The organism is Cerasicoccus sp. TK19100, from assembly GCF_027257155.1.
Lineage (GTDB): Bacteria > Verrucomicrobiota > Verrucomicrobiia > Opitutales > Cerasicoccaceae > Cerasicoccus > Cerasicoccus fimbriatus.
In genome coordinates, this window is sequence record NZ_JAPWDU010000002.1 from 94570 (window position 1) to 106884 (window position 12315).

General features: G+C 56.1%; 10 protein-coding genes. 6 read left to right on the forward strand and 4 right to left on the reverse strand.

Features of this window, described 5'->3' with window-relative positions; translation table 11 throughout:
* Nucleotides 1-7 precede the first annotated feature (7 nt).
* Both O3S85_RS03765 and hpnC read right to left on the reverse strand, forming a co-directional pair.
* On the reverse strand, nt 8-943 hold the full coding sequence (locus tag O3S85_RS03765; protein WP_269537948.1) for a tellurite resistance TerB family protein: 936 nt from the start codon (nt 941-943) through the stop codon (nt 8-10).
* Nucleotides 944-1069: 126 nt separating this feature from the next.
* Nucleotides 1070-1942: a squalene synthase HpnC gene (hpnC, locus tag O3S85_RS03770; RefSeq protein ID WP_269537950.1), complete on the reverse strand. Its 873-nt coding sequence runs from the start codon at nt 1940-1942 to the stop codon at nt 1070-1072.
* A 140-nt stretch (nt 1943-2082) separates the two neighbouring features.
* Here hpnC and O3S85_RS03775 point away from each other — a divergent pair, with 140 nt between their 5' ends.
* Genes O3S85_RS03775 through O3S85_RS03785 form a run of 3 tightly spaced genes read left to right on the forward strand, consistent with a single transcriptional unit; the run spans nt 2083 to nt 5209 of the window.
* Nucleotides 2083-3333, forward strand: coding sequence for an HlyD family efflux transporter periplasmic adaptor subunit (locus tag O3S85_RS03775; RefSeq protein WP_269537951.1), 1251 nt, complete (start codon nt 2083-2085; stop codon nt 3331-3333).
* A gap of 10 nt (nt 3334-3343) precedes the next feature.
* Nucleotides 3344-4507: an ABC transporter permease DevC gene (gene devC / locus O3S85_RS03780; protein WP_269537952.1), complete on the forward strand. Its 1164-nt coding sequence runs from the start codon at nt 3344-3346 to the stop codon at nt 4505-4507.
* A gap of 3 nt (nt 4508-4510) precedes the next feature.
* Nucleotides 4511-5209, forward strand: a complete 699-nt coding sequence (locus O3S85_RS03785; RefSeq protein WP_269537953.1) for an ABC transporter ATP-binding protein — start codon at nt 4511-4513, stop codon at nt 5207-5209.
* Here O3S85_RS03785 and O3S85_RS03790 read toward each other — a convergent pair.
* A complete protein-coding gene (locus O3S85_RS03790; RefSeq protein ID WP_269537954.1) occupies nt 5172-6434 on the reverse strand; it encodes a hypothetical protein in 1263 nt (420 codons plus the stop codon). The two genes, O3S85_RS03785 and O3S85_RS03790, sit on opposite strands and share 38 nt — an antisense overlap.
* A gap of 306 nt (nt 6435-6740) precedes the next feature.
* On the opposite strand from O3S85_RS03790, the gene O3S85_RS03795 reads away from it, so the two are divergent.
* Together O3S85_RS03795 and O3S85_RS03800 are read left to right on the forward strand one after the other, a co-directional pair.
* Nucleotides 6741-7007, forward strand: a complete 267-nt coding sequence (locus O3S85_RS03795; RefSeq protein ID WP_269537955.1) for a hypothetical protein — start codon at nt 6741-6743, stop codon at nt 7005-7007.
* 51 nt (nt 7008-7058) lie between these two features.
* The gene (locus O3S85_RS03800) at nt 7059-8972 is read left to right on the forward strand and encodes a transglutaminaseTgpA domain-containing protein (protein ID WP_269537956.1); all 1914 of its coding nucleotides are present in this window, start codon (nt 7059-7061) and stop codon (nt 8970-8972) included.
* Here the strand turns inward: O3S85_RS03800 and ppk1 are convergent.
* Entirely contained in the window at nt 8969-11098 is a 2130-nt protein-coding gene (gene ppk1, locus O3S85_RS03805; protein WP_269537958.1) for a polyphosphate kinase 1, read from the reverse strand. The two genes, O3S85_RS03800 and ppk1, sit on opposite strands and share 4 nt — an antisense overlap.
* Before the next feature lie 129 nt (nt 11099-11227).
* On the opposite strand from ppk1, the gene O3S85_RS03810 reads away from it, so the two are divergent.
* On the forward strand, nt 11228-12268 hold the full coding sequence (locus O3S85_RS03810) for a glycosyltransferase (protein WP_269537959.1): 1041 nt from the start codon (nt 11228-11230) through the stop codon (nt 12266-12268).
* Nucleotides 12269-12315: the final 47 nt, after the last annotated feature.

Genomic DNA, 12315 nt, shown 5'->3' on the forward strand with positions numbered 1-12315 from the left:
GGCGCGGCTACTTGCCATGCTCGCGGCTCAGGGCGTCGACCATGGCGTCGCTAATGTCTTCCTGAGTCAGCTTGAGTTGCTCGGCAATTTCGTGAATGGTGACCGATTCGATGTGGCGAATCACCTGATCGGCGCGGGACACGTCAATCAAAACGCCAAGGGCGTCGATGCGTTCTTTTTGCGTAGTGACTTCGTAAAACTCGCGGGCCAGACGTAGCAGGTCTACGCCTTGCGCCTCCTCGGAGAAAGCGATCTGTGTCAGGAAGGCGGCTTCCTGCTTGGTCAATTTCCAGCGGGAGGCGACGGCCTGTTCGATGACGGCAATTTCTGACGGGGCGACTTCTTCGTCCGCATTGGCCACGCGGGCCAGCAAAGCACCAAAGAGGATTAGACGCTGCTTTTCCTGCTGCGAAATATTCAGGTCGATTTCCTGTTCGGCAAAACGCTCTTCCAGGATCATGAGCAACTGTAAGCGGTCGCCTTGGCCGAGCTTCGTAATTTCGTCGGGGCGCAGCGATTTGCGGATGGCGTTATCGCGGCGTTTCAGGGATTCGTGAATGGCCTCCGAGAGGCCGTCGAGGTCGACTTTGTCCGACTCTTTGCGCAAGACGTAAGAAACTTCGCGAATGGCCTGCTGTTCTTCGGTGGTGATCACGCCGTCGGCCATAAACACACGGTTGGTCGCCTGGGTGATGAAGTCGCGGTCTTCATCGTTTTCCACGAGGTCGTGCAGCTCGGAAAGCAGTTCCTGGCGCTCGTTCTCATTGATCTGAGACTCCATGTACTGCGTGAGTTCCGTCCAGGCGGCATCGTCGACGCCGGGCAGGTGGAAAATGATGTCTTTCAGGCAATCAATCTCCTGTGGCTGAATCTTGCCATCCGCCCAAGCGGCAGCAAAGAGGGTTTTGCCTAAAATCAGGGAGAGTTGCTTATTATGGCTCATGGTTGGCGTTATATTTTTCTAGCCGTATTTGCTTAGAGATAAATAGGCAACACTAACAAGGCCTCTAGTTCTGGTGAAGCCATTTTTTACCTAATTGAAGCATCTAACGCGATGATCCTGAACGGGCTACAGTGGAAAAAATGCACGAAACAGCAAGGCGAACTTGTCCGGCTTGCCAATCTTGGGGCGTTCTTCCAAGGTGTTGTAATCCAACTGTTTAATCTTCTTCAGGATGCGAGTTCCGCCCAGCCAGGTGAGCCGTATTTCCATGTTTAGCGGGAAAGGGAGCTCGGTTGGCAGCGGTTTGCCTTCATTGAAAAGCACCTGAGCTTTTTTGACCTGGTATTCAATGCAAGCGCGCAGTTCCGGTGAGGTTGAATCCTGCTGAAACATTTCCTCAGTGACGCCGTATTCTTCCCAGTCTTCCATCGGAATGTAGATACGGCCGTCCTTGCGGATGTCCACCCCGACGTCCTGCCAGAAGTTCGCCAACTGCAGGGCAGTGCAGATATTGTCCGACCACTCGAAGAGCTGCTCGTCGAAGTGATTATGCAAAATCAGTACGAGACGCCCAACGGGATTGGCGCTCCGGCGGCAATAGTCGAGCACGTCGATAAATGTTTCGTATCGCAGCGTCGTGCAGTCTTGCTTAAAGGCGCTGAGCAGGTCGGTAAAAAGGTCCACGGGTGCCCCTGTGCGCTCGATCGTATCAGCGACTGCGATAAATATCCACTGGGTCTCGGGCTTGAGCGGCTCGCCGTTGACGGCGGCAATTAGCTGCGCTTCGTAGGCATCGAGCTGCTCCACGCGCTCTTCGGGGGTGGGGGCACCGGGCTCGCCCCAGCCCTCGTCGGCCAAGTCGTCAGCGTAGCGCGCAAAGGCGTAAACCGCGGCAACAAAGGGCCGAATGCGCTTGGGCACCAACCGAGCCACCGGAAAATTCTCATAGTGAGTCCGGGTCAGTTCGAGGCAGCGGCCGTAGGCTTCGTTAACAGTCATTGATTCAGTAGATCGGGCACTTAAAGCGGCTATCTTGCAAAGCGCAAAGGCAAAAGTTGGCTGGTTGATTTGAAACTGAGGCCGACTGATGCGTTTTTTACCTTTTCCTAGGCACGAACCTGCCTTACATCTTCCCGCTTATGTTTTTGCTACCGTCGAGCTTCAAGCAGACCTTCTTCGGGCTGCTGGCCCTGTCCGCAACCTTGAGCTTTATTCCGCAGGCCAGCGCTGCGAAGGACGAACACGTCGCTGCACAAGGCCTGATCAAGCCGAAGGGCGACCTGATCCACCTCGCCGCGCCCACTGGTCAAGCCGGCCAAGCCATCGTGCAAAGCCTGGAGGTCAAGCTCGGAGACTCCGTCAAGAAAGGGCAGGTCATCGCGACACTCGCCAATCGCGCCGTGGCCGAGGCCGAGCTAACTGTGGCTCAGCAAAACGCCGCGAGCACGGCTGCCGCACTGGACATTATTGAGGCCCGCTTGAAGGCGTTAGACAGTGAAATTTCCGCGGCGCAGTCCGAGGCCGACGCCATCAAGGCCCAGCTCACGGGCGTGGATGCTGCGGTCAAACAAGCGCAGGCTGGTGTCGACCAAGCACAGAAGGCACGCCGTGAAGCGTTGGAAAAACTGGATGCCGCAATGTCCAAGATCACCGGCACACGCGCGGCTTATCAGAACACGTTGGACGAACTCGATCCGCCGCGCCGCGAAACCGAGGAAATCAAATTTCAGCAAAAATTGCTCGATGAAGAATACCGCGAAGTGTCCGCTTCTCGTCAGGCCACCGTCGCGCGTTTGGATGCTGAGGTCGCAGCTGCCGAAGCTGCGGTTGCCGCTGCGCAATCGAAGACCGACGCGATCAATTCACAGGCCAAGAGCGCCGAAGCTGGTATTGCCACGATTGAGGCCAACAAGGCCGTGCTTGAAGCCGAGCTAAAGCAGGCGCAAGCCGCCACCGAGGCCGCCAATGCCGCCGTCGCACAGGCCAAGGCTTACCTGGCGTTGACTCAAGTGAAGTCACCCATCGACGGCACGGTGTTGCGCATTGGCGCACGGCCCGGCGAGGCGGTTGGCCCGGCGGGAGTCGTTGCGCTGGCCGACATGAGCGAGCTCCACGTGGAGGCCGAAATTTACATCGATGACGCGCGCAAGGTGAAGGCCGGGCAAAGTGTCATGGTCCGCTCCGACGCCTACGAGGGCGAGCTGCCGGGCACGGTGGTTGAAGTCGGCCAATTGGTAAACCCGCAGGGTGTCTTTAACTCCGATCCGCTGGCCTTCAGCGACAAGCGCGTCGTCCTTGCGCGCATCAAGCTGGAGCCGATTTCCGGCTGGGCACCGCCGGTGAACACCCAGGTGATTGCGCGCATCGCGGTGAAAGGCGCGGGAGAGTAGCATGTCACTCATGAACAAACTGATTCCGCTGGGCATCCCGCTGGCCTGGCTGAATCTCATTAAGGAAAAAAAGCGCTTCTTCGCGGCCGTCGCCGGGATCATCTTCGCGGTGACGATGATGCTCTACCAGATGGGCCTCAAAACCGCGATGTTCACGCAAGTCGTCTTCCCGCACCTGATGCTTAACTGCGACGTGGTCATGACGAGCCCGCAATATGAGTATTTTGGCATCAGCCGCGGCTTCACGGAGAAGCGCCTCAACCAGGCCTTTGCGTTGCCAGAGGTGGAGGATGTTGCGCCGCTTTTTTTGGTTAACTTGCCCATCAAAAACCCGAACACTCAGGTCAATCGCGACATCTTTATTATTGGGTTTGACCCGGCGGACAAGCCGTTTGACGACCCGGCGATCGAGGAGCAGCAGGGCATGTTGAAAATCCCCGGCAATGCGCTGTTCGATGAGCGCTCGCACGCGAAGTTTGGCCCGATTGTCGAGATGCTGGAAGAGGGCAGTGTGACCACCGAAACTAATGGACGTGCCACGGAAATCGTTGGTTCATTTGAAATGGGGACCACCTTCGCGGCCGACGGTAATTTGTTGGTCAGCAAGCAGACGTTTTTCGAAATCTTTCCCGGGCAAAACCCGAATCTGCCTGCCGTAGGCCTGATCCAATTGAAGGATGGCGCTGACAGCCAACTTGTTGCAAAGCGTCTTCGCGAGATGGTACCTACCGATGTGAAGGTCATGACGCGCGAGGAATTCATCCAAAACGAAAAGGAATACTGGGGCGAACGCACGCCGATTGGCTTCGTGATTTCGGCCTCGATGACGGTCGCGATTATTGTTGGCGCGGTCATCGTTTACCAGATTCTCTACACCGACGTCACCGACCACCTGGAGGAATATGCCACGCTGAAATCGATTGGTTTCAAGGACAGCTATTTCATCAGCCTGATCCTGCAAGAGTCAGTGATCCTCAGCGTGCTGGGCTTCATTCCCGGGGCGGCATTCACGGCCGGCCTTTACTACGTAACGCGCAATGTGGCCTACATGCCGACGTACTTCCAGTGGGACAATGCCGGCATTGTGCTGGGCCTGACGATTTTTATGTGCATGCTGGCTGGCGCGCTGGCCACCCGCAAGCTGCGCCACGCTAACCCGGCGGATATTTTTTAAGTCATGGCGGTTATTGAGATCAAAGACTTGCGCTATTCGTTTGGCCAGGGCGAGACCCGCCAAGAGGTTTTGCATGGTATCACGGCGGACTTCTCCCGTGGGGAAATTACCATCATTGCCGGGCCCTCGGGTTCGGGCAAAACCACCTTGCTCAAGCTGATCGCCGGTCTGCGCACAATCCAAACCGGCAGCATCGTGATCGACGGGCAGGCGCTGGAGTCATCCACGCAAAAGCAGCTCGTGGCCGTGCGCCGCAAGATCGGCTTCATCTTCCAGAGCCATCACCTGATCGGCTCCCTGGATGTGACGCAAAACGTGATGATGCCGCTGACCTTCGACCCGAAAATGACGGCGTCGAAGGCCAAAGAGCGCGCTCTGGAGATTTTGCACGAAGTCGACCTTAGCGAGCACGTGAACAAGAAGCCTGAGCAGCTTTCCGGAGGGCAAAAGCAACGCGTGGCCATCGCGCGGGCGCTCGTTCACCGGCCGACCATTATTCTGGCCGACGAGCCCACGGCTTCACTGGATGGCCCAACGGGGCGCGAAGTGGTCAACCACCTGCAGCGCCTCTCCAAAGAGTTCGGCAATACCATCGTGATGGTGACGCATGACAACCGCATCCTTGATGTGGCGGACCACCTCGTGACGCTGGTCGACGGCAAGCTTAGCGAGAATGCGCCAGAAGTGGGCTCGGACTTTTAAGCCTGCGGCGACGCCTTAGCTCGAAGTAACCCAGCGCGATCATGAGCGCGCCGCCCATCAGATAGGTCGAGGGCTCGGGCACGGGTGCTGGCACGCAGTTTAGCGGATCCGGCGCGGTCGCGTAGAGGAAGCTGCCGGGTGTCAGCGTGTTTCCATTGAGCGTGGCTTGGTAAAAGCCAAGGCCAGAACCATAGTCGCCATAAAAGCGGATTTGCTGCGCCTTGGAGTTACCGATGTTCAGGACCTCAAAGGTGTCCATGCCTTGCTGCCAGTTCATCACGGTCAGCATTGTGCCACTGGTAAATGTGCCCGCGCCATTGAAGTGCAGGCGGTTGGCACCGCTTGTCGAGCCAAAGTCAAAGGTCGAGTTTTTGCTAAGCGTCAGGCTTTGCAGGTTGGACTCCGAGAAGCCCTGCATATTGAAGATACCGCCCATCGCGTTGATGGTGTTGTCCGTCACATTGGAGCGGCTGAGCAGCAGGGTGCCACACTTGATGTCAATGCCCTGGTTCACGCTAGTATTGCCGTTATTCAGGTAGATTTTCGCGCCGCTGGTCACCTCCAACTTCTGCGTGTTCACCGTGGAATTGAAGATCGCGGTGCTGCCGTTGGACACCGAGGTAAGGCCGTTGCTCACGCTCACGCTGCCATTGAAGGTTGAGACGCTGCCGCCATCGATCAAGAGCTCGACAGCCGAGTTGAGGTTCACGTTGACGGTGTTGGTGCCGCTGTTGGAGAACTGGTAACGCACGCTGTTGACGTTGATCGTGGAATTGAACTCCGTGCTGCCCTGACCCACGAAATGCATGCGCTGGGCTTGAGAGAATTCCGAGGTGGCGTTAAAAACAAGTTTGCCCGTGCCAGTGTGGAAATTGAGGTCGGTGCCGTAGAACTTAACGGTTGAGCCGGACAGGGTCTGCGTGTTGGCGGTGTTGTTGTAGATGGCGTAAGTTTCGCCGCCCACATTGAAGCCAAATACTTCATACACCTGATTGCTGTTGATCGTGTAGCTGCCGCTGCCCGGGCGAAAATGAAAACCCGCCAAGTCCACATTGGGTTGGTTTACGTTCACGTTGTTGGTAACGGGCAGGGCGAAGTTCCAGACCTCAGATGACGACGAAAAAGTTGGCTTATTGCCGCCTACCCAGTTGTTCTGGTTGCTGATTTGGCTGTTTTGGCTGCCGTCCCAGTAGTAATTCTGGGCATGCAGTAGCCCCGTGCTCATGCACATAAAAATGACCCATACGCCTATGTGACGCATAACTTGCTGATAGCTCCTCTTCAATTAATCTAGTTTATCGACGCAATTTTTATAAATTAAGGCCTAATGCCCTAAAAAATACATTGTGCATCAAAGTTCTTGTAGGGCCGTAGGGCACTATTTCAATCAAATAGATTCCGTATTCCCCGCATTTTATTTGGGAATGGGGGCGCGCCGAAATATTCCCTGCATTCTGTACTTTATGCCCTAATCGTCAGGTAAGTCATCGTTGGACTTGTAACACGGTTGGGCAAATGTCATGGTTGCATCATGATTTCAAAATTCGGTGCGGCGTTAAGTTCAGGATTGGTCATTTGTCTGCTGGCAGGTTGCTCAAACAGCATTCCGGTGGCTGATAAATTCGAGCTTGCTGGCGAGCAGACACAGCGCGCAGTCGTTGGCTATGAAGTCACCGACTACGAATACCCAATCCAGGTGCCGAACACCAATCGTTACGTGACCATGAAGACCAAGGAGCCGCTCGACGAGCCGCCCACGTACGACGACTACCTGGCCTGGAAAAATTCTCAAAATTAGCGCATGGACGGCCAAGCGCCTAAACCAGCCGCTGGGCGAGGGCCGCGGCTGTTGCTGTTATTGATCCTTGTGGGCTTTGCCTATGCCGTGGCGCATTGTCTGTGGTATGCTGGTCAGCCAATGGGCGCTCATCCGGTACTGGATGGAAAAGAAAACCTCCAACTGGCTTGGGATATCGCCGACGGCGCATTGCCCAAGGAGCCGTTTTACCGCGCGCCACTTTATCCGCTTGTCATCTCGCTCGGGATGGGGCTGGGCTTACCGGAATCGCTGTGGCCGGACTTCGCGCGGCTGATCAATCTCCTGTCCTGGCTGGCCAGCCTGTGGCTGGTGGCACGCCTGGCGAGAGGCTTGTGGGACGACGATCGCGCCGCGCTTGGGGCCACTGCAATTTGGGCCTTTTATCCAGTGGGGCTCTTCTTCTTGGGCGATCCGCTGGACATCACGTTGAGCATCGCCCTGTTGCTCGGTGGCTTGGATCGCGCCGTCGCGTTTACCAAAACCGCGAGTGCGCAGGCGGCGTTGGCCAGCGGATTCCTCTTAGCGCTGGCGGCACTAACGCGCCCGCAGATGTGGGCTATCGCGCTGTCGATACCAGTATTGTTAATCTTTATCGCCTGCTATTTTGGCGGACGCGCACCGGAGATCGTCGACGAAAAGAATCCGCAAAAGTCGAAACGTCCGCCGCGTTGGACGGTGTTTTTCATTCTGGTTGGCTTGGCAATTCCCGCGCTAATGATGGGTGCCTTTAATCAGAAAATTTCGGGCAAATTTGCGATCATGCCGACGCAGGGGGCATTCAATCTTTGGGCTGCGAATAAGCCCGGGGCCCATGGTAAATACTATGCGCAGGGCATCGAAATCTATCAGCATGATCAGCACATGAACCCGGCGCGCGTGGAGTCGATTCACCAGTACCGCGAGGCGATGGGGCCCGACGCGCCGCTGGGCTGGGAGGAGGTCAACGACTACTGGCGGGCGCAGACTCGGGAGATGATTTCGGATGACCCGATTGGCTGGTTTGGCCGCTTGGCGCGCAAGGGCTATTACCTGCTCAACCACTACGAACAATACAATAACAAGACCTATTCCGTGCACCGGGAGTTGTCGCCGTGGCTGCGTTTCAATTTCCTGGGGTGGGGTATCTTGCTGGTGGCGGCCGCGCCGTTGATTTTCTTTGGGCGGAAAAATCCTTTTGCGCTCGCGGTTATTTTGTTCGCCTTTGCTGCGCTGTCCGCCGGGCTGATTTTAACCTACGTGAGCGCACGTTTCCGCCTGCCGTTGGCACCCCTGCTGGCGATCATCGCGGGCGGTTGGTTTACGCTGCCTTGGCGCGGCTCGAATGGACGCGGGTTAGCGCTGGGCGGTGTGGCATGTTTGCTCGCTGCCGGGCTGGCGTTTACGTCACTCTTTGCCGTGCGCGAGCCGGACACCCGCGTGCAGGATTATCTGCTGCTGGGTTACGCGGCACTCGATGCCGGGCAAGATGAAGTGGCGCTGGATTGGGCCAACACCGCCCTTGAAAACAATCCCTCGCGCCTTGCCGCGAAGGAGCTGCTCGTCGTCGCCCGATTTAATTTGGACCTCGCGCGCCTCATCGAATCTGGCGAGAAGCCCGATAATCTCGCGCTGGCGAGGCGTATCGAAGACGCCATGCCGATCAGCCAAATATCGCCGCGCGTGCGCTACGTTTACGGTGTGTATTTAAACTGGAGCACCATGCCTGATCTAGCGCGGCCGATCTGGGAGGGCCTGCTCGGATATGATGATTCTGTGACGCAAAGCGCGCTGACTGCCTTGATCATGGTCAGCGAGCCGACATCGCGTATGAAGATCGCGCTCGCGCAGTTGCCGCCGGAGGAATGGTCGCCGCCACTGCGCGTCGCGATCATGCATCGCAATGGACAGGCACTTTCCTCCGAGGACGAGGCGCTACTCGATCAACTTCAGTTGATCTACGACTAATCATCGGTTGGAGGCGGCTCGGGAATAGCCAACGCGGTGTCACGATTGGGCCCCAGTGGATTCACCAGAAAATACTCCTGAGATGAGAAATTCTCATCGGCTTTGGTGCGTCGAATCGGGCTATAGGCACCGTTGGCTTTGAGAACTTTTGCCGTGGTATCCTTGAGGTAGGCGGGCAGAATTCCCTTCACCACACGATCCTTCAACTCGGGGTCATAGATCGGAAAAACGCACTCGATGCGACGGAAGAAATTGCGCGACATCCAGTCAGCGCTGCCAACAAACAGCTCGGATTCACCATCTCCGTTTTCAAAGTAATAAATGCGGCTGTGCTCCAGGAAACGACCCACGACGCTGCGCACGCGAATGTTTTCGCTCATCCCGGCCACGCCTGGCACGAGGCTGCAAATGCCGCGAATAATCAAGTCGATCTGCACGCCGGCATTTGAGGCCTCGTAAAGGTTGTTGATCGTTTCTTTTTCAATCAGGCTGTTGCACTTGGCGATGATGCGCGCGGGCTTGCCTGCCTTGGCGTTTCGCGTTTCGCGCTTGATACGTTTTTGGATTTCCGAGTGAAGTGTAAAGGGTGCGACCAGCAGGTTTTTGAACTGCGGAGAGAGCGAGAAACCAGTCAACGTATTGAACAAATCCGCGACCTCGCTGGTGAGCTTTTCGTTGGCCGTAAAGAGGCTCAGGTCAGTATAAATCTTGGCTGTCTTCGGGTTGTAATTCCCGGTGCCCAGATGCGCGTAGCGACGCAGGCCATTGCCTTCTCGGCGGACTACGAGACAGCATTTGCAGTGCGTCTTGAGGTGCACCAAACCATAGACCACATGCACGCCGACTTCTTCCAGTTCACGCGCCCACTGGATGTTGTTAGCCTCGTCGAAGCGGGCCTTTAACTCGACGAGCGCAGTGACTTGTTTTCCATTTTCACAAGCGCGCTTGAGAGCGTCGATGATGGGTGAGTCGCCGCTGGTGCGGTAGAGTGTCTGCTTGATGGCAAAGACCTTGGGGTCTACTACCGCCTGGTTCAGGAAGTCCACCACCGGGGAAAAAGAATCGTATGGATGATGGAGCAGGTGGTCGCGGCTACGGATGTTGGCGAAGAGGTTCGACGTCGCTTTGAGCTCCTCGGGTACGTAGGCTTGGTGCGGTTTGTCCTTGAGGTCGGGGCGCTCAATCATCGAGTAAACGCTCATCAAGCGCAGCAGGTTGATCGGGCCATTGATGCGGAAAACGTAGTCCGACGGAATGTCATTGGCCTTGAGCAGGCTGTCCAACATTTCCTCGTCAACATCGTCCTCAATCTCCAGGCGCACGGGATCGCCCTTGCGCTTTTTGTTGAGCTCTTCCTCGATCTTGGTGAGCAGGTTTTCGACTTCCTCTTCGTCGATGTAGAGATCGCTGTTGCGCGTGATGCGGAAGGCCCAGGCACCCTTCATGCGGTAGCCGGGGAACAGCTCGTCATCAAACATTTTGATGAGGTCACTGAGGAAGATATACGTCTGCTGCTTGGCCCCCTCGACGTCCAGATAGACAACACGTGGCAGGATGCGTGGCACCGGGATGACGGCCATGCGCGGCTCTTTACGACCACGCCCGGGCTCAGTCAGCTTGACGAGGATGTTCAGCGATTTGTTGACCAGTTGCGGGAAAGGGTGGGAGGGGTCGATCGCCATAGGGGTGAGCACAGGGTAAACCTGCTCGGCGAAGTATTGCTTGGCCCAATTCAGCTCTTTGCGGGTCAGTTCCTTGCGCCCCTTGAAAACGATGCCTTCGTTTTTCATCTGTGGCACCAGTTGTGTGTGCCAGCACTTATATTGGTCTTTAACGAGTGAGGAGGTGATCGCGTGAATGCGGCGCAATTGCTCCTTCGGGCCAAGGCCATCGATGCCGACTTCGACTACGCCAGACTCTACTTGCTGCGCCAGACCAGCCACGCGGATTTCAAAAAACTCGTCCAGATTGGACGACACAATCGACAGGAATTTCAGCCGTTCGAGCAGCGGTTGCTGTTCGCTTTGAGCTTGTTCGAGGACTCGACGATTGAATGCGAGCCAACTCAGTTCACGGTTGAAGTAGGCGAGTTTTCGTTTGTTTTTTGCTTTTTTCTGCGTGGCCATTTCCTGTGTGTAAAATCCTCATCAGCAAGCAGTTTCAGGCAAGGCTAAAAGACAACGCCAAGCTGGGTTAATTTTATATTTTCCTGAATTCGACTCGCCTTGGGTCGGAGCCTAAATAGTTTGGTCGCAGTGAAGAGCCTTCTCATTAGCGGGCGTTGCCCGTATAACAACCATCAGGAAAATAGCCTTCAGGAAGCCGGTGTGGACGCCCGTATCTACGAAAACTGGGGCATCCATCTGCCCGAGCATTTGGATGCGATCCTCGACGAGCAACCCGACATCGTACACTTGCAATGGCCGGAGTCTGTTTGCCGCCACCAGGAGATCGCGCCAGAGGAAATCCTGAATGCATTTCCGGATGTTTTGGGTCGACTGCGAACCGCGGGGATCAAGCTCTTTTGGACAATGCATAATCTGCTACCTCATGATCGCGCGAAGGCCGATTTCTGGCGACGATTTTACCAGCTTTTCGCGGACCATTGCGACGTCTGTTGCCACCATTCGGAGTGGGGGAAGTCGGTTGCGCTTGATGCCTATGTCTATCCCCGAGCGCAGCACGTGGTGTTGCGGCATGGTTATTTCCATCAGGATGTTTTCCCTGCAGTGGAGAAAAGCAAGGCGCGGCAGGAGCTTGGCTTGCCGAGCGATGCACGGATTTTCCTGAACGTCGGATCGCTGCGTCCGGATAAGCAGGTCGCCGAAATCATTGACGTTTTCGAGGGGCGGCAAGACGTGTTGCTTCTGGCCGGTAGCGCCAACTCCGACTATGCGAAACAGCAAATTGCGCGCGCCGAATCGTTGAGCAATGTGGTCATCCATCCGGGCTTTATCGACGACCAGCAAGTTTCCCTGATGGCCAACGCGGCGGATTGCTTTCTCTTCATGCAGGGTGATCATCACCTGACATCCGGTGCTCCGCATTTATCGCAGGCTTATCTGTTGCCACAGATCACGCTGGATTTCCCCTACGCGCGGGAGGTGCTGGGCGAAGGCGCGGTTTACATCGAGTCCAGCGAACGCCGCTTCGAGCGCCTCGCAAGCACTCTGGATGCCCTCGATACCTCGCAGTTGAACCACGTAGTGCAATCCGTAAAAAGCAGTCGACGCCTATGGCATTGGAGCGTGATTGCCGAGGAAACCAGGGCCGCATACCTACAAGCATTGCGCTAAATGTTTGGCCGTTTACTATGACTGGATTCATTGGTAACATCTTCGTG